Annotated in this window: 15 protein-coding genes and 1 tRNA gene; 11 read left to right on the top strand and 5 right to left on the bottom strand. The window is 61.7% G+C overall.

Annotated elements, in window-relative coordinates; genetic code table 11:
• The first annotated feature begins 93 nt into the window (after window positions 1–93).
• The 5 genes from CVS27_RS06355 (at window position 94) to CVS27_RS06335 (ending at window position 5,075) form a co-directional block, all read left to right on the top strand.
• Window positions 94–828 carry a permease gene (locus CVS27_RS06355; RefSeq protein WP_103464894.1) on the top strand — a complete coding sequence of 245 codons (735 nt, stop codon included), beginning with the start codon at window positions 94–96 and terminating at the stop codon, window positions 826–828.
• Between the two features lie 175 nt (window positions 829–1,003).
• Window positions 1,004–1,606, top strand: coding sequence for a nitrobindin family protein (locus CVS27_RS06350; RefSeq protein ID WP_103464893.1), 603 nt, complete (start codon window positions 1,004–1,006; stop codon window positions 1,604–1,606).
• 170 nt (window positions 1,607–1,776) lie between these two features.
• Window positions 1,777–2,874 (top strand): CAF17-like 4Fe-4S cluster assembly/insertion protein YgfZ, encoded by a 1,098-nt coding sequence (ygfZ, locus tag CVS27_RS06345; protein WP_103464892.1) that lies wholly within the window; start codon window positions 1,777–1,779, stop codon window positions 2,872–2,874.
• Window positions 2,875–2,965: 91 nt separating this feature from the next.
• On the top strand, window positions 2,966–3,529 hold the full coding sequence (locus tag CVS27_RS06340; protein ID WP_103465087.1) for a PadR family transcriptional regulator: 564 nt from the start codon (window positions 2,966–2,968) through the stop codon (window positions 3,527–3,529).
• A 40-nt stretch (window positions 3,530–3,569) separates the two neighbouring features.
• Window positions 3,570–5,075: a DHA2 family efflux MFS transporter permease subunit gene (locus CVS27_RS06335; protein WP_103464891.1), complete on the top strand. Its 1,506-nt coding sequence runs from the start codon at window positions 3,570–3,572 to the stop codon at window positions 5,073–5,075.
• Here CVS27_RS06335 and CVS27_RS06330 read toward each other — a convergent pair.
• Entirely contained in the window at window positions 5,014–5,745 is a 732-nt protein-coding gene (locus CVS27_RS06330) for a GNAT family N-acetyltransferase (protein WP_103465086.1), read from the bottom strand. The two genes, CVS27_RS06335 and CVS27_RS06330, sit on opposite strands and share 62 nt — an antisense overlap.
• 292 nt (window positions 5,746–6,037) lie before the next feature.
• On the opposite strand from CVS27_RS06330, the gene CVS27_RS06325 reads away from it, so the two are divergent.
• From CVS27_RS06325 to CVS27_RS06315, 3 genes are all read left to right on the top strand, one after another.
• Window positions 6,038–8,776 carry an LPXTG cell wall anchor domain-containing protein gene (locus CVS27_RS06325; RefSeq protein ID WP_133162889.1) on the top strand — a complete coding sequence of 913 codons (2,739 nt, stop codon included), beginning with the start codon at window positions 6,038–6,040 and terminating at the stop codon, window positions 8,774–8,776.
• Window positions 8,777–8,844: 68 nt separating this feature from the next.
• Window positions 8,845–10,293: a SpaH/EbpB family LPXTG-anchored major pilin gene (locus CVS27_RS06320; RefSeq protein WP_103464889.1), complete on the top strand. Its 1,449-nt coding sequence runs from the start codon at window positions 8,845–8,847 to the stop codon at window positions 10,291–10,293.
• A gap of 77 nt (window positions 10,294–10,370) precedes the next feature.
• The gene (locus tag CVS27_RS06315) at window positions 10,371–11,297 is read left to right on the top strand and encodes a class C sortase (RefSeq protein ID WP_103464888.1); all 927 of its coding nucleotides are present in this window, start codon (window positions 10,371–10,373) and stop codon (window positions 11,295–11,297) included.
• Between the two features lie 151 nt (window positions 11,298–11,448).
• Here the strand turns inward: CVS27_RS06315 and CVS27_RS06310 are convergent, their stop codons facing one another.
• The 3 genes from CVS27_RS06310 to CVS27_RS06300 form a co-directional block, all read right to left on the bottom strand.
• Complete coding sequence (locus CVS27_RS06310; RefSeq protein WP_103464887.1) at window positions 11,449–12,474, bottom strand: 6-phosphofructokinase; 1,026 nt, start codon at window positions 12,472–12,474, stop codon at window positions 11,449–11,451.
• Window positions 12,475–12,599: 125 nt separating this feature from the next.
• On the bottom strand, window positions 12,600–12,881 hold the full coding sequence (locus CVS27_RS06305; protein WP_103464886.1) for a hypothetical protein: 282 nt from the start codon (window positions 12,879–12,881) through the stop codon (window positions 12,600–12,602).
• 53 nt (window positions 12,882–12,934) lie between these two features.
• On the bottom strand, window positions 12,935–14,284 hold the full coding sequence (locus CVS27_RS06300; protein ID WP_165788259.1) for a PspC domain-containing protein: 1,350 nt from the start codon (window positions 14,282–14,284) through the stop codon (window positions 12,935–12,937).
• 114 nt (window positions 14,285–14,398) lie between these two features.
• On the opposite strand from CVS27_RS06300, the gene CVS27_RS06295 reads away from it, so the two are divergent.
• Both CVS27_RS06295 and CVS27_RS06290 read left to right on the top strand, forming a co-directional pair.
• A complete protein-coding gene (locus CVS27_RS06295) occupies window positions 14,399–15,673 on the top strand; it encodes an ATP-binding protein (RefSeq protein ID WP_103464884.1) in 1,275 nt (424 codons plus the stop codon).
• On the top strand, window positions 15,670–16,326 hold the full coding sequence (locus CVS27_RS06290) for a LuxR C-terminal-related transcriptional regulator (RefSeq protein ID WP_103464883.1): 657 nt from the start codon (window positions 15,670–15,672) through the stop codon (window positions 16,324–16,326). The genes CVS27_RS06295 and CVS27_RS06290 overlap by 4 nt, the downstream gene beginning before the upstream one ends.
• Before the next feature lie 157 nt (window positions 16,327–16,483).
• Here the strand turns inward: CVS27_RS06290 and CVS27_RS06285 are convergent, their stop codons facing one another.
• Window positions 16,484–17,716: a pyridoxal phosphate-dependent aminotransferase gene (locus CVS27_RS06285; RefSeq protein WP_103464882.1), complete on the bottom strand. Its 1,233-nt coding sequence runs from the start codon at window positions 17,714–17,716 to the stop codon at window positions 16,484–16,486.
• A 254-nt stretch (window positions 17,717–17,970) separates the two neighbouring features.
• Between CVS27_RS06285 and CVS27_RS06280 the strand changes: the two genes are divergently transcribed.
• A tRNA-Trp gene (locus CVS27_RS06280) sits at window positions 17,971–18,043 on the top strand.
• The last annotated feature ends 55 nt before the right edge of the window (window positions 18,044–18,098 follow it).

Here is an 18,098-nt window from a genome sequence, read left to right as displayed (position 1 = left end):
TGACGAGCCCTGCGGGGTGTGGGGCAAAAAACTAAACGCCTCCGCCACGGGGTTGTTCCACAGTGTACCGGCAGAATAGGGCAGGATTGATGTGTGAAGTCATCTACAGCCGGTCTTATTGGAATCCTTGCACTAGTTCTGCTGGTGGCCGGGCACTATTTGGGGCTTGGCTATGCAGTGGGAGTCAGCATTGGGCTGGCCGCCGTTTTTGGTTATGGCTGGCCGTACTATTTGGGGATCCCGGCCAAGAAGACACTGGGCACTGTCATCGCTCTGACCGGAGCGGTTGCCGCGCTGACGGCGGGACTCACCAGCGGCGTCGACTATCTGGTGTGGACGCCCATCTTCATCGCCGTTGGATTCGGCGCCATCATGGTGGTGCAACTGATTCGCGGCACAGGACAAAAGCACCGGCTGGAATCCACCCTGGGTTCCGGCGCTGGCGTGGTCATCGCGGGGTTTACGTGCGGCTGGGTGGCCTCGTTCAGGTTCCTGGGTGAACCCGGAATGACGCTGATCGTGGCCATTGGTGCCGCAGTGGCCCTCATGGTCGGAATGCTGCCGTGGCCGGACAGGGTGGTGGCACCGTTGGCCATTGTGCTGGCCGCTTTGGCGGGCCCCTTGGCAGCGCTCATGTTCTCCGATGTGCGCATTCTTCCGGCCATTGTGCTGGGCGTTCTGGTGGCAGCAGTAGTGGCAGCTTTCCGGCGACTGCGGACACTCACCGGCCACCAGAAGCTAAGTTTCGGTTCGGTGGCTGCGGCGCTGGCGCCCGTATTGTCGATGGGTGCACTGGTGTATTTCGTAGAAAAAATGCTCTTGTCCTAGGACCGGCGCGTCCCTTCGTCAATGTCCCCCGTCAGGAACATTGTAGGATGGCATCATGAGCATACTTGCCTTGGAAATTTTCTTCATTTGCCTTTTGGTGTTGGCCGGCGTGGCCATGGCCTGGTTCGCGGGTCTGGTGGTGTGGCGCCTTTTCAAGGGCCAGCAGTAATTCGCCATGCCTATTGAAATTCCCTCGGACCTGACTCCGGAGCTGGTGCCACTTTCCTGGCTCCTTGGCACCTGGACTGGCGCTGGTCGTCTCGGCTCAGGCGAAGAAGACTCCGAATACTTCACCCAAACCGTCACCTTCAAGGCCAACGGCCTGCCGTATCTGCAGTACACGGCGGAGTCGTGGCTCACCGATGAGGAGGGGACTGTTTTGCGTCCCCTGTCCGTTGAGACTGGCTTTTGGCAGCTTGACAGGATATTGAACGACGCCGACGGCGGCCCTGGCCTGATTCCCGCGGACATTGTGCCCGCGTTGCGAACGGCCGACGATGTAGAAGCCTTGCGCAACGCCGATGGCGGCTTCGATATCATGGTCAACATTGTCCACCCCGGCGGCATTTCCGAGCTGTACTACGGCTCCATCAAAGGCCCCCAAATCCGGCTCTCCACCGACGCCGTTATGCGCGGTGCAGGAGCCAAGGACTACACCGCTGCCACCCGCATCTTCGGCCTGGTCAACGGCGATTTGTACTGGCGCTGGGACGTCGCCGCCAACGGCAAATCCCTCGACGCCCACGCATCAGCAGCCCTGAAAAAAGTCACGCCGTAACACTTCCGGCGCCGGACCCTGTCGGTCGAGGTCTTGTGCCGACGCTTTCGCGAGGTGGGGGCTGTTGCCCGCACCGCGCCGCCAGCCCCCACCGTCGCTGCGCGTCGGCACAAGAACTCGCGATGCGACGGGCGCGGAATAGGTCACCTAGAGAAGGCGTTGCACCCGTTATGAGCTATTTGAGTCCTTTGTTGAACCGATCAGGTGCCGTGCAGGCTGGCGGCCTTGATGCTGGTGTGGCCGCCCATTATGGGGATCCCAACCGTGAGCAGCGCTTGTTGGCGGGGTATCTGGGCAAGCCCGGCAGTGCTCTGGTTGACCTTTCCCACAGGGGCGTGGTGACCGTGTCCGGACCGGACCGGCTGAGTTGGCTCAACACACTGTCGTCCCAGCAACTGACAAATCTGGCACCCAATACTGGCACGGAGCTTTTGCTGCTGACGGTCCAGGGGCGCATCGAGTATGACGCCCGGGTGGTGGACGACGGTGAGACCACTTGGCTGGTGGTGGAAACCGCTGAGGCGGAACCGCTGGCGCAGTGGCTCAATTCCATGAAGTTCATGCTGCGCGTGGAAATCACTGACGTTTCCGCCAACTGGGCGGTGCTTGGCTCGGTCACCGAGGTGCCCGAGTGGGACAAATTCCTGGTCTGGGTTGATCCGTGGCCGCACCTTGCTGTGGGCGGTTACAGCTACGCCACCATTGCCGAGGACCAGCACCCCGGGCTGGAGCGCCCCTGGCGTGAATACTTGGTACCTGCCGCCGAGCTGGAGACGGCAGTGGGCCAGCGCCCCCTCGCAGGTGTGTGGGCTGCAGAGGCCCTCCGTCTGGCTGCATGGCGTCCGCGCCGTGGAGCCGAAACCGATGAGAAGTCCATTCCGCACGAACTCGATCTGATGCGCACGGCCGTTCACCTGTCCAAGGGTTGCTACAAGGGCCAGGAGACGGTGGCTCGGGTGCACAATTTGGGACACCCGCCGCGACGGCTGGTGTTCCTGCAGTTGGATGGTTCCCTGCACACGCTGCCAGCCCCCGGCAGTGAGGTGTATTTGGAGGACCGAGTAGTGGGGCGGGTTACCTCCGTGGCGCAGCACTTTGAAATGGGCCCCATTGCCCTTGCCCTCATCAAGCGGACGGTTGACCCTGATGCTGTGCTGATGGTTGACGACGACGGCGAGAAGTATCCTGCCAGCCAGGAGATCATCGTGGCCACCGACGCTGGCCAAGTGGTTGGCCGCCAAACCGGTTTCCTGCGCGCACCGCGCTAAATGAGATCCAGTTCACGACTGGAAACCGTTGCCCCCAAATAGTCCACGTGGAATACTTCATGTGGACTATTTGGGCGGAAAGGTGGTGCGTGTGGCGCGGAAAACTCCGTTGACACCACTGGGCGTGGCGGCCCTGGGGCTGCTGGTGGAGCGTCCCATGCATCCTTATGAGATGTATCAGCTGCTTATGCAGCGCCACGAGGACCGGCTGGTGAAAATCCGCCGTGGCACGCTCTACCACATGGTGGGCCGCCTGGCGGCTGCCGGGCTGGTGGAGCCGACGGGCACGGACAGGGACGGCAATCGTCCGGAGCGGACCACCTATGCTGTCTGCCCTGAAGGGAAAGCAGCGCTGGAGGGCCGGATCAAGGAACTCTTGTCGACGCCCGTCAATGAGTATCCCTGTTTCCCGCAGGCGCTGGGTGAGGCACATAATCTTCCGTCCGGCGTCGTGCTTGGACTTTTGGAAACGCGCCTCACAGCACTGGAAGCTGGACTTGCCATCCTGAACGCCGACGCCGCACAGGGCACATCCCGGGGAGTGGCGGAAAAATATTGGATCGATGTGGGCTATCAACAACATCAACTGCGAGCAGAAATTCAATGGGTGGGCGGCCTGCGGGCCAACATCGCCCATGGCACCATTCCTTGGTGAGCAAGCACAGCAAAAACTTCTTTTAGATTAAGGAACACCCATGGAAATCGTGGCAAAACCGTGGCCCGCGTTATGGGCACTTGTTCTGGGTTTCTTCATGATCCTTGTCGATTCCACCATTGTCTCGGTGGCCAATCCCAAGATCATGGAAGGCTTGAACACTGACATCAACTCGGTCATCTGGGTCACCAGCGCCTACCTGCTGGCCTATGCCGTGCCGCTGCTGGTGACGGGACGACTGGGGGACAAGTACGGGCCCAAGAACCTCTACCTGGTGGGGCTGAGCGTCTTCACCCTGGCTTCGCTTTGGTGCGGCCTCTCCGGCGACATTGGCATGCTGATCTGGGCCCGCGCGGTACAGGGGCTGGGTGCGGCCATGATGACGCCGCAAACCATGGCAGTCATCACCCGCATCTTCGCCCCGGACAAGCGCGGCCCCGCCATGGGTCTTTGGGGAGCCACGGCAGGTGTTGCCATGCTGGTTGGGCCCATCCTCGGTGGCGTGCTGGTGGACGGCCTTGGCTGGGAATGGATCTTCTTTGTCAATGTTCCGGTGGGTATCGTCGCCTTTGTCATGGCATGGCGCTTGGTTCCCAAGCTGGCGACACACAACCACAAGTTTGACCTGTTGGGCATCCTGCTCAGCTCCGTGGGCTTGTTCATGCTGGTGTTTGGCATCCAGGAAGGTGAAAAGTACGACTGGGGCACCATTGCCGGACCCTTCTCCGTCTGGGGCCTGATCATTGCTGGTGTGGTGGTATTGGTGCTGTTCGTCATTTGGCAGGCTGTCACCAAGGGCGAGCCGCTGGTGCCGCTGCACCTGTTCAAGTTCCGCAACTTCTCGCTGGCCAATGTGGCCATCATGTCCATGGGCTTCAGCATCACGGCCATGAGCCTGCCGCTGTTCTTTTACTACCAGCTGGTTCGCGGCATGACGCCCACCCAGTCGGCCCTCATGATGATCCCCATGGCCTTGTTCTCCGGCATCCTCGCGCCCTTCGTTGGAAAGCTGGTGGACATCGTCAACCCGCGCTACGTGGCATTCACGGGCTTCATCCTGATGTCCGTCTCGCTGCTGTGGACGGCTGCCCTGATGAGCGCCGACACCCCCATCTGGCTGTTCCTGCTGCCCAGCGGTTTGTTGGGCATTGCCAGTTCAGGTATTTGGGCGCCGCTTTCGACCACGGCCACCCGCAACTTGGGGCCGCGCGAGGCAGGCGCAGGTGCAGGCATCTACAACACGACCCGGCAGATCGGAGCGGTCCTGGGCAGCGCGGCCATTGCCGTGCTCATCACCGCCCGGCTCAGCGCCGAATTGCCGGCAGGGTCCGCCGAAGGCGCCCAGGGGATGGGCGGTCAACTGCCCGAGGCCCTGCATGCGGGGTTCTCAACGGCCATGGCTCAGTCAACCATCCTGCCGGCGGCCGTGGTGCTGCTGGGTGCCGCCATGGCAATCTTGTTTGCCAAGCCGCGCCCCGTGGATGCTATTTACGCCGAGTTTGATCCGTCTGCAGGGAAACCTGCGTCTGCAAGCCAGCAACACTAAAGCCCATTGACGTTGCCAGGGCATGGGCGGCGGCGTTGTTGATGTCCGCCCGCCATTGCACAATGAGGCCCGCTGCCAGGGCCTCATGGGCTGCAATGCTGGTGGCCAGCCGACCCAAGCCCTGCCGGCGAAAGTCGGGCGACACCAAGGTTCCCACCTGTGCCAGCAGCCCCTGGTATTCGGAGTAGGCGCTGCAAGCCAACGGCCCGGCGTCGGGCTCCCCATGGGCCATGAGTGTGAACTTGTGGGCCCGGTGGGCGAGCCCCACGTCATTCACGTCGTCGGGCGGGCACAGAGCCTCCAGCTCTTGCGCCGCCTGGCTGGAGGTTGAAACGTGGACGGTATCTGCGGGCTGGTGCAGCGCCAGATCGTCCGCGTAGTACAGGCCCTGGGTGCCCAAGCCTCGTCCGCCGTCGTTTTTGGTCAAACGGAGCATGATCGAGTGGTCGCTGAGCTCGTCGTCGTCCAAGGATTCCGCCACGTCCAACAAATGCTGCGGGCCCGTGAGGATTGACTGATCCCACAATCTGATGAAGGTCAGGGACGGGCTCTGGACTGCGTGGGTGATGCGGCCGCTTTGGTTGCCGTTGACCAAGGAGTCCGCGGGCAGATTCAGGCCGCGCTCCCACGCCAGCCGGACAATGGGGGACGAGCTCAGATCGAATGTCATAACTTTAACCGTAACGCCCCGCAGCAAATACATGCTGTGGGGCGTTTGGCGTATCCGGGATTTTTCCGCGGCCCCGCAAGGAAATCCGGCCATGTTCAGGTCCACACCACTCTAATGACACATTTTCAAAAACTAAGTGGTGGGGCACAAATTTGTGAGTGCTTGGGCAGAAATTAGAGTGGCGGACGCCAAAAATTGAGGTGTCCACCACTCGTGTTTTGATGATCGGTGCCTCCCTAATGTTGATCCTGCGCATCACCGCGCCGACCAACATTTCTCTGGGGGAGTTGTTATGCGTTTACCCACGTCTGCCCGAAGGCGGCGCGAAGGCCAGCATTTTTCGGACACTTCGCGTGTTCCAGCCAAGCCCGCCATGCTGCGGATCGCCGCCGGCCTGCTGGGCCTGGCCCTGGTGGCCAGCGCAGGCGCCGGTGCCGTGGCCTCCGCTTCGGCAACTGAACTGACAGCCGCTCCCGAGACCACGGAATCGGCCCTTGTCCCGGCAAGCGAGGCCACTCCAGCTGCGGATGTCCCGGCTGCCGGCGAACAGGCGCCAGCTGCGCCGCCCGCCACGGCAAGCAGCACCCCGGCTCCTGCCGACGATCTGGCCACGGCCGCTCCGCCCGTCGAGCCTACGAGTGTTCCGGCACCTGTGGAGGTTCCCACAATAGTTCCGACCCCCGATTCCACTCTCCAGCCCACGAGCGCCCCGCCGGTCGCAAAGATTCTGCCTCAAGCTCAGGCACTGGCGGTAGCCGCCACGCCACTGACCTGCCAGAACGGAACCGTTTACACGATCGACAGTGATGGCACGCTGCTCCTGGTCAACACCAACACCGCAGCCCAAACCACGATTGGCGACATCAGCTCAAACAACGATCTGAACGCCCTGGCACTCACAAAGGACGGCCAGTACGCCTACGCTGTGCGAGACACCGCCAGTAACAACGGCAACATGACTGTCTACCGATACACCTCCGCAACGGGCGTCACAAATTCGTTCAACGGGGTGCAGAACCTCCAAGAGGAAGATGGCACCTTCGTCATGGGTGGCATCAACCCGGCAACGGGCTTCTACTACTACGGCCGGGTTATAGACAACAGACTCGAACTCTATGGATTCAACACAACGACGAACACCAGCATCGGCTTCGTAGGGTCAATTGCCATCACGACTGATTCCGCGGGCGTGGCTCGCACCAACGGCGACCTGGTGTTCAGCTCCGAGGGCATCATGTACTTCGTGGCCAGCTCCAACACCACGGCGTCAAACTCAAATGCGTTGATGCGGGTCAGCCAGCAGCTGCCCACGGCCGGCAGCAACGCCACCCTGACCGCAACGTTGGTCAGCTTCCTGAACATCAACAACCAGCAGAAGCAGTTCAATGGGATCGCCTTTGACGGCGGCTTCCTCTACCTGGATACCTCAGGCAAGGACTTCTACAAGGTAAACCCAAGTACCGGGGCCGTAATCTCCACCTCCACCCTCCAGAATGGCGCACCGGTGGACATGGCCTCTTGCCAGTACAACAACACGCTGCAGGTTCAAAAGAACATTGGCGCACGAGTTGTCAGCACTGACCAGTTCAAGCTGACAGCCTCGGTGGGCACTACTGAAATCGGCGCCTCGGGAACCACCACAGGAACCTCCACCGGCCTGCAAACCGGTCCGGGCACCTTTGCCTCCAGCGTCCCGATCAGTGGCACCACCATCACGATTGCGGAAACCGGACCGCCCGGGACCGCCCTGTCCCAGTACACCGCAAACTGGATCTGCAAGGACCAAGGCGACGTCACGGTTGCCAGCGGCACTGGGACCTCAGGCACGTTCGTTTTCCCGCAGTCAACAACCAGCGGCGTCAATGTCACTTGTGTGATCACCAACCAGCCCTTGTCGGCACAAGTCACTGTCACGAAGACCTGGGTCAACGCGGTCGCCGGTGATAAGGCGTCCTTCAGTGCCAATGGCAACGCTGCGCAGGGATCCTCTACGGCACTAACCAACGGCAATGTCATCACGACCACTTTTCCCCAGGGCACCACGGTGAATGTCGCCGAGGTGCTGGCATCGACCAACAAGGGTGCCTATATCTCAGCCCTCAGGTGCACCAACGCTGCAGGCACACTCGTGGCCACGGGAGTGCTGACAGGTTCGTTTGTTCTCGGTGCCAGCAATGTCACTTGCGCCTACACCAACACGAACGCCGCTGCCACGGTTGTGGTGGCTAAGAAGTGGATCGTAGACGGCAAAGCTTACGACAACGGGCAGCAGCCGCAGGGCATCAGCGCGAACCTGACGCTCACCGGCCCGGGCACAGCCGGTGCCAGCAACCAAGCATGGGCCACTGTACGCAGCGGCTACTTTGCCGGGAATTCCGTGAGCATCAACGAAACCACCAGCTTCGCTTCACCCATGAAGTGCACGCTCAAGTCCTCGACGCTAACGCCTGCCAACGCAACCACGACGTCGGTCGCCCTCCCCCATGTGGCCACCCTGGCTGCCGGTGCCAATAGCTACACCATTACCAATACGGTGGACTGCATAACAGAGCTGACACTGCTGAAGTTCATTGACAACCGCAACGGCGGCAGCCTGGTCCCCGGCGACTTCACCCTGACTGCAAAGCCAGCAGGTGGCACGGCCTGGAATGTTCCCGGCGCCATGGCTGTGACGGATTCCAATACTGAGTCCGTGACTGCCGGTGTGAACCACACGGTCAGCGAGTCGAGCGCCCTCAAACCCGCCTACCTGCAGCTGAGCATGCAACGTTACGCAGGCACCCTGAACGCCGACGGCAGCCTTGCCAATCCGAACGCCTGGGTCGATGCCGACCCCACAACAGTGTCCGTCGCAACAGGCCACCACGGCGTATACCGCTTCGTCAACGCCAGCGCTCCGGCGCTCACCCTCCCCTTGACCGGCGGAACCGGAACCTCGGCCTACATGCTCGCTGGTGGCGGACTGCTGCTGCTGGCAATTTTCACCACCGGCTGGATCGTATTTAGACGGATCAAGGCCCACCGACCGTGACCCCATCCTTACCTCAAACCCACAACTAATCTTCTCCAAACCTCACCCTCTCCTGATAGGAAAAGCTCATGTCCACTGCAAGAACACCGCTCGCGCGGCGCATCACAGCCGGTCTCGGCATCGCCGCCCTGGCCACCGCAGCACTCTTCGGAAGCATGCTGCCGGCCAGCGCAGCCGATGCCGGGAACATCGTTCCGGATGCACCGAAGTCAATCACCATCCACAAGCACGCCCAGCCGGAAACACTGGGGACGGCACCGAATGGACTCGAGCTCGTCACCCCTCCGCCGAATCCACTGAACGGGGTCACCTTCCAGATCCAGAAGGTCAATAGCAGCTTCGTTGACTTGTCCACCAACGCAGGATGGGCCAAGACGGTTGGCTTGACGCCGGCGGGCGTTGCCGGTCAGCTCGGTGCGGCAACAACAGGCGTGACCGACGCTAACGGCCTCCTCACCTTTGCAGGTCTCGACCAAGCCGTCTATCTCGTCACCGAGACACTTCCGGGCGCCAACAACATCGCCTTTGCCGCTCAGCCCTTCTTGGTGACGCTGCCGCTGCCGAACAACACGGACAACACCTGGATCTATGGCGTTCACGTCTACCCGAAGAACTCACTGGCTTCGGTGACAAAAGCGGTTGACGATTCAGCGGCCAAAGGACTCGGATCCGACGTCAAGTGGAACATTGCCGCCAAAGTGCCCAACGCATCCCAGGGCAATGTGCTGACGAGCTTCGCCATCTCCGATACGCTCGATTCCCGCCTGACATACAAGAGCTCCACCGTGACCTTGTCATCTGGCACGGTGGTAACCGCGCCGGCCGACTATACGATCGACACCACTACGGTTCCCGGCACCGTGACCTTCAATTTCACTGCCGCAGGCCTGCTCAAACTCGCTCCGGGCGCCACTGTCAATGTTGGCCTGATCACCACTGTCACCTCACTTGGCAACACCTCAGGCATCATCTCAAACGACGCATCTGTATTCATCAACGGCAGCAAGACCACATCAACCAAAGTGCAGACCAACTGGGGCAATGTGATCATCAGCAAGGTTGCCGCTGGCACGGCGACGAAGTTCCTGCAGGGCGCAGAGTTCAAGGTCTACGCGAGTGAAGCAGACGCTAAGAACGACAACAACCCCATCTCCGTCTCCGGCAGCACCGTCTTCCCCTCGGACGCCAACGGCCGCGTCAACATCGCCGGCCTGCGGGTGAATCTGAATGGTGCGGGTGCGCCCATCACCTACTGGTTGGTTGAGACCAAGGCACCTGCCGGCTACACTATTGCCGCCGACGTGAGCAAGGAAGCCCCGAAGTCGTTCATCGTCAACACCGAAATCACGACCACCGTTGACATCATCGTTGCCAACCCGCAGACCAAGCCGTTCACGCTCCCGCTCACGGGTGGCCCCGGCACCGTGGCCTTCATGATCGTCGGCCTCGGACTGTTGTCCATCGCCGGTGGCGTTGCCCTCCGCAAGCGCAGCACCCGCCGCGTCTCGCAGGTCTAATCAACACCCGTTGTGCCCTGGCGGGAGACGTGCTCACGTCTCCCGCCAGGGTCCTTGATTGAGGAGTCCTCCTGCACATGGGACGAGATGACACGCTGACGCAGCTGGCACAGGCCGGTGCGGCGCCAGGCCAGCGGGGCAAGGTCCCGGGCTCGGTGGTATTCATTGCCGTACTGATCTTTGTTGGCGTAAGCGTTCTTCTCTACCCGACCACGGCAAGTTGGTTCTCCACGCTGCAGCAGTCACGGGATTTGAATACCTACGGCAGCAGCGTGGAGATCCTTGGCCCGGAAGGCCGCAACGAGGCCCTTGACGCGGCACGGGAGTACAACAAGACGTTGACGGGCGGGGCTTTGCTTGATCCGTTCAACAACAACCCCGCGGGCGGACAGACCGGGGCTGGCGCCGAATATCGAAAGCAGCTGGCGCTCAGCTCGGACGGGCTAATGGCACGTTTGCAGATCCCCTCCATTAGGGCGGACCTGCCGGTACTGCACGGAACTAGTGACTCGGTGCTGAGGCGGGGAGTGGGGCACCTGTTCGGAACTGCGCTGCCGGTGGGCGGTGCGGGAACCCACGCCGTTTTGACCGGGCACTCGGGACTTCCGGAGTCCACCATCTTCACAGATCTTGAAGAGGTCAAGGTGGGTGAACAGATTTCACTGGAAGTCTACGGCGAAGTGCTGACCTACCGCGTCTCCAGCATTGAAACCATTTTGCCGACCGAGACGCAGTCCCTCAGGCCGGTGCCGGGTGAGGATCTCCTGTCTCTGATCACCTGCACCCCCATCGGCATCAACACCCACCGTCTGGTTGTTACAGGGGAGCGCATCCCCACCGTGTCCGCTGACGCTGCGCCAGGTGGGCGGTCGATCGACGCCGGCTTCCCTTGGTGGGCCGTTGGCATGGGAACGGCAGCCCTCGGCTCAATCAGTATTTTGTTGGTGGCCGCGCGCCGTGGCCGCCCCCACAAAGAATCCTGGGACGTCCCCCCGGCGTCCTAGGTCAGTCCGGCCGTTGCACCCCCAGGCGACGGCATGGACAGCATCACCAGAGGGGGCCCTCGATTCCCCCAGACGAGGGTCCCCTTTGGTTTGAGTGCCCAAGCAAAAAGCGCCCCGCAGCAATAAATGCTGCGGGGCGCTTTATTTACTGTCAGCCGAACAAGATGGAGGCCTCGTCGTAGCGGTGCTGCGGAACTGTCTTGAGGTTGCCCAGGGCGGCCTCGAAGGGAACATGCTCAATCTCGGTTCCCTTGAGTGAGACCATGGTGCCCCAGCGTTCTTCCACCACGGAGTCAACCGCTGCCATGCCCAATCGTGTGGCTAGCACACGGTCAAAGCTGGAGGGAACGCCGCCGCGTTGGATGTGGCCCAGCGTGGTGGCGCGGGTTTCGATGCCTGTGCGGGCTTCAATCTCCGGGGCCAGCTGGTCGGCAATGCCGCCCAGTCGCGGGCGGCCGAACGCGTCCAGTCCGCGCTGGGAGTGCGGGGAATCCTTGTGGTCGGGGACAAAACCCTCAGCCACAACCACCAAGGGGGCGCGGCCGCGGTCGTGGGCTTCCTGAACCCACTCAACGATCTGGTCCATGCTGGTTTTTTGTTCCGGGATCAAGACGGCGTGTGCGCCTGTTGCCATGCCGGCGTGCAGGGCAATCCAGCCAACATGGCGACCCATGACTTCGGCAATCATGCACCGGTGGTGTGATTCGCCTGTGGTGCGCAAACGGTCAATGGCTTCTGTGGCGATCTGCACGGCAGTGTCAAAACCGAAGGTGTAGTCCGTTGCGTCAAGGTCGTTGTCCACCGTCTTGGGCACGCCAACAATTTTCAGTCCGGCATCCGTCAGGCGGCGGGCCGCGGCCAGGGTGCCTTCGCCGCCAATCGCAATCATGGCGTCGATGCCCAGGCGGTCCATGTGCGCCTTGATGACCTCAGGGCCGCCATTGCCCTCAAACGGGTTGGTGCGGGAGGTCCCCAAAATGGTGCCACCCTGCTTGGAAATTCCGCGCACCATTTGGCGTGGAAGATCCATGATGTCGCCTTCAACCACGCCTCGCCAGCCGTCACGGAAGCCCACAAATTCGTGGCCGTGAACCTTGATGCCCTTGAGGACGATTCCGCGGATCACTGCATTCAATCCAGGGCAGTCTCCGCCGCTGGTGAGAATTCCAATCTTCATGAGTATTTAGGTCCTTCGAGGGGATGGAGTCAATGTGGTTTGAGCGCATCATTGAGCTCCTCTGTAGACCATTCTAGACGTTCATGTGATCTCGGCAACTCGCAGGCGCATCCGTGGACAGTTCGCTATTGGACTTTTCTGCGCAGTAGGTTGATGGCCCCGCCGGCCACCATGGCCACCCCTGCCCCGAACAGGAGCCAGATGGCGGTCTGTCCGGCGTCTAGGGAAAGCCCGGCCTGCCGGGTGAGGATGATGAGAATACCCAGGGCCACCACGACGGCGCCCCAGACTATTGTGCCCACCCGGACTGTGCCTGCCCTGGTTGTGCCCTCCTTGGCAGGGTGGCTCCCCGGCTCGGGATGCTTGACGACGTCGGGGATCTCCAGGGGTTCTGTGGGATTAGACATGAGTGGCTCCGTTGCAGTGGTGGGTGTTGAGTCTGGGGTTGGCGGGACGGTCATCACTGGCCTGCCACGGGAACCACAGTGATGTCACTGGCCGCCCCCTGCAAGGTGATGATCAGCCCGTATCCCTTGGCGTCGGGGTTGAGGTCAGTGGTGGACTCTTCGGCAATGGCGCCACCGTTGTTTTGCCCGTCAATAGTCAGCGAGGCGGCAGCGAGTTGGCTTTCAATGCGGACAGGAATGCTGGTGGGCACTTTGAGGATCACTGTGGAGGCAGCCAATTCAAGCGGGACTCTCACATCGGAGGTGAGGGTGGTGCCGTCGTCGAACTTGGTCAGGTCAAGGGTGGCGTTGCCCAGCACCAGCGACCGGCCGGCTTCGGCGGAGCTGACGGTGGCCGGCGCCCAGTTCATCTCCTGCAGGGGTGTGAACTGTCCGTTGTGCAGGGGCAGGCTGAATAGGCTCCCTGCCAACAAGGCAATGATCGCAAAGGCGCCCACGCCGCCGGCTGCCCGGCCCATGAGACCGGCCACAATGATGGCCACGCCAGCGGTGATGCCGGCAGCCGCAGCCGCCGTGGCCATCTGGTAGCCGTTGAGGTCAATGACGGACGTGGCGTCCAAAATCAGGACCGCAGCACCCACCATGATGGCCAGGCCCAACGCGAGCAGGCTTGCTGCGGCACTCAGGCGTTGTGTCAGTTTGACCGGCTTGTGGGGTTTCGGGGGAGCCGGGATGAATTGCTGCGTGGGCAGGAAAGGGGCTTGCTGCCCCGCGTAAGCAGGCGCTGGAGCGTTGGGGCCGGCCTGGTAGGGTGCCGCGAACTGCTGCGGCCCGCCATAGGGCGGCGCTCCGAAGGGCTGCGTGAGCTGCTCATTCACACCACCGTGGACAGGCTGGGGCCCTTTGTCCTTGCCGCGGTTAATTGCCCAGTAGATGATCCCAGCCACTGCTGCAATCCAGAACAGCGGCCACGGGAACCAACCGTCATGGTCGCCCCAGACCAGTCCTTGCCCCGGGCCAACCAGGCCCAGGAACGTCACAATGGAGGCTCCGGTCATCCCTGTTGACCAGCGGCCGCGGGCCACTTCTTCAACGTGGATGCGGCCATCGGGTTCGGGCAAAAGCGCCCATGCAACGCCGTAGGCCAACAGTCCCACCCCAAAGAAGAGAGTGAGAACCACAGCAAGGCCGCGAACTATGACAGGGTCAATGCCCCATCTCGTGGCCAAGCCGCTGCACACGCCGCCTACCCAACGATTGGGGCCACGCTGTACGCCCAAACCACGAAGCCAGTGAAAAAACCTGGCGGATTCGGGCTGGGGGGCGGGGGCAGCTTGTGCGAAGGTTTCCGGGGCCGGCGTTGGGCCCGCGGCTGGATCTGGGGTGTCCTGAATGTTGTTCATAGTTCCATGGTGGTCCTTGGAACGGCTGCTGAACATCGGGGGTGACCCTGAAAGAACCCTGATGCACCCCCGAGAACCCCCACGGCTTAGCCCTTGCCGTGTTTGGATGGAACCATGAGCGCAAAGATGTACCGTTCCCAAGCGCGGGTTATCGCCGGGGTTGCGGGAGGATTGGCCGAACACCTTGGCATCAAGGTGGGGCTGGTGCGTGCCATCCTGGTCGGCGCCAGCTTCTTCTATGGGGCGGGGCTGGTCTTCTATGCCTGGCTGTGGCTGTTGGTTCCCCTGGCCGGTGAGGACAAGGTCAGTGGCGGAAAGCTGCTGGATACCGACGGAAATCCGCGGCTGAAACTCTTCCGGCCGGCACCGGGAGCCCCGGCCGTTTCTGTGCCGGCCGTGCCGCGGCCCAAACTGTCCCTGGGCTTCAAGGAAGTGCTCATTGGTGGCGGCCTGCTCATTGCTGCGGTGGTCCTGATGAGCCAGCAGCTGGGCCTGAACCTGAATTTAGGCACCCTGATTCCATTGTTTGCCATAGCCATCGGCGCCGTGCTGGCGTGGATGCAATTGGACAATACCCGCCGGGTTGGGCTGCTCAGCGCAGCCAAAATGGATACGCCCAGTGCATTGTGGCGGCTGGGTGGCGGAATTGCCTTGGTCATTGTTGGGGTCATCGTGATTGTCACCGGATCGGGTTCGTGGACGCTGGTGTGGGCCTCAGTGGTTGCTTCTCTGGCGGTGCTGGCAGGTGTGGGACTTGTTCTGGCCCCCTGGGGGCTGAAGTTTTGGCGGGATTTCCAAGGCGAACGTGCGGGGCGCATTCGAGAAATGGAACGGGCGGAAATCGCCGCCCACCTGCACGACTCAGTGCTGCAAACACTTGCCCTCATCCAAAAGAGCGCCAACTCCCCATCCGATGTGACGCGGTTGGCGCGTGCGCAGGAACGTGAATTGCGTGAATGGATTTATCAGGATGGTACGCACAGCACAGGTGCCCTGGTGGAGCGGGTCAAGGCAGTGTGTGCCGAGGTGGAAGACCTGTACGGCCAGGCCGTCGAGGTTGTCACCGTGGGCGATGCCGAACTCACCGAACGCAGCCATGCGCTGGTCCAAGCCGTGCGTGAGGCAGTCCTGAACGGGGCCCGACACGGTGCCACCACCGTCTCCGTCTATGTGGAAGCAGGGCCTGCGGGAGTTGACGTCTTTGTCAAGGACCGCGGTCCGGGCTTTGATGTCAGCGCCGTGCCGGCGGACAGGCTGGGAGTGCGGGAGTCCGTCGTCGGACGCATGCAGCGCAACGGCGGGAGCGCTGAGATCATTAGTTCAGCGGACGGCACGGAAGTCCGCCTGCACCTGCCCAGTGAAACGACAGCCACCGAGGAAACAAAATGACAATGCCGCCAACGCCCATCCGGGTTGTGATTGTGGATGATCACGCCATTTTCCGTTCCGGGCTCAAGGCTGATCTGGCCCAGGACATTCTGGTCCTGGCAGAAGCCGCCACTGTTGAGGACGCCATTGCCGCAGTCAACGCCACCTTGCCCGATGTGGTCCTGCTCGATGTTCATCTGCCGGGCGGGCGCGGTCAGGGCGGGCGGGAAGTCATTGCCGGGTGCACGGCGCAGTTGGCCACCACGAAGTTCCTGGCCCTGAGTGTTTCCGACTCGGCCGAGGACGTGGTTTCAGTCATCAGGGCCGGCGCCCGAGGTTATGTTACGAAGTCAATTTCCGGAGCAGAGATCTCCGACGCCGTGCGGCGGGTGGCGGGCGGGGACGCGGTCTTTTCGCCCCGGCTGGCAGGATTTGTGCTGGATGCCTTCGGCACGGCGGAAGTTGCTGTGGAGGACGAGCTGGACAAGCTCTCGGCACGCGAGCTTGAAGTCATGCGCCTGATTGCTCGCGGCTACTCCTACAAGGAGGTGGCCAAAGCGCTGTTCATCTCGATCAAGACAGTGGAAACCCACGTCTCAGCGGTGCTGCGCAAGCTGCAGCTGTCCTCGCGTCACGAGCTGACCCGCTGGGCCGCCGACCGCCGCCTGCTCTAAAGGGATCCATGAACTTGTGCGCTGGACCCAGGTCGAGTTCTGCGCATCAGTTCATTCGACTGAACTGATGCGCTGAACCCAGGTCGAGTTCTGCGCATAAACACTTATGCGCACAACTCGAGCCGAGTTGTGCGCATAAGTTCAGGACTTGCTTGGGTTATTTCGCGGAGCCCAGGAATTCCTGCAGGCGAGCCACACCCACGGCCAGGTCGTCATCGCCCAGTGCGTACGACAAGCGGAGGTAGCCGCTGGGGCCAAAGGCCTCGCCGGGAACAACGGCAACTTCAGCCTTGTCCAAGATCAGGGCAGCCAGTTCGGCGGACGTTGCCGGGCGGATGCCAGCTATTTCGCGGCCCAGCAGGCCTCGCACATCCGCATAGGCGTAGAACGCGCCGTGCGGGGTGGGGCACTCCACGCCGTCGATCGCGTTCAAGGCGGAAACCATTGCCTTGCGACGGCGGTCAAAGGCCACCTTCATCTCATCCACAGCAGTCAACGGGCCGGCAACCGCGGCAAGGGCTGCCATCTGGGACACATTGGCCACATTGGAGGTGGCGTGGGACTGCATGTTGGTGGCGGCCTTGGTGACATCCAGTGGTGCGATCATCCAGCCCACACGCCAACCCGTCATGGCGTAGGTCTTGGCTACGCCGTTGAGGATGACCACGCGGTCGCCCAGCTCGGGGGCTGCCGTGGCGATCGAGGTGAAGGGAACGCCGTCGTAGGTGAGGTGCTCATAGATTTCATCGGTGATAACCCACAGACCCTTGGATGCCGCCCAGAGACCAATTTCGCGAGTTTGCTCGGGCGAGTAAACCGCGCCTGTGGGGTTGGACGGCGACACGAAGAGCAAAACCTTGGTGCGGGGCGTCAGTGCGGCTTCCAGTTGCTCAACCGTCACCATGTAGCCCTGTTCGGGACCGGCAAAAACCTCGACGGGAACGCCGCCGGCCAGGCGAATCGCTTCGGGGTAGGTGGTCCAGTAAGGGGCCGGGAGGATGACTTCATCTCCTGGATCCAAGAGTGTTGCGAAGGATTCGTAGACGGCTTGCTTGCCGCCGTTGGTCACAAGCACCTGGGCCGGATCCACGGCGTAACCGGAATCGCGCAGGGTCTTCTCTGCAATGGCGCTGCGCAATTCCGGCAGTCCGGCAGCAGGGGAGTACCTGTGGTACTTGGGCTGGCGGGCGGCAGCAATGGCTGCCTCAACAATGTAGTCAGGTGTGGGGAAGTCGGGCTCGCCGGCGCCAAACCCAATGACGGGGCGGCCGGCGGCCTTCAGTGCCTTGGCTTTGGCGTCCACTGCCAGTGTGGCGGATTCGGCAATAGCGGCGATCCGTGCGGAAACACGGCGCCCGGAGGCGTGGTCAGCTGTCAAGTCGGCAGACATCATGATTCTTTCTTCGGTGGGAGACCCAAAATACTTTCATCGTCAGTGTCTACTTTAGGGGCATTGGGCGCCCGGTTCGACGAATGAGCCTAAGAATGCGTAGAATGGGTAACCGGTGTTGAACTTCCATGATGGTTCACGCCTTGAGGCCGGTTTGGAAAGACCGCTTCAACGCTGTAAGTTATTCATGGCAATTAGCAAGGAATGGATGTTTGCCCGCGGGTGCCCACAGGGACCTTAGGGACAAATTTCAAAGGGTAGTGGCGCAATTGGTAGCGCAGCGGTCTCCAAAACCGCAGGTTGCAGGTTCGAGTCCTGTCTGCCCTGCGCATAGTCGTAGCGGTTTTTTACACTGTTATACGTGTAAGAAACTCTCGTCTGA

The sequence above is a fragment of the Arthrobacter glacialis genome, assembly GCF_002909445.1.
Lineage (GTDB): Bacteria > Actinomycetota > Actinomycetes > Actinomycetales > Micrococcaceae > Specibacter > Specibacter glacialis.
The sequence above is the reverse complement of the archived record's forward strand: the minus strand, read 5'-3'. Positions and strand labels throughout refer to the sequence as shown.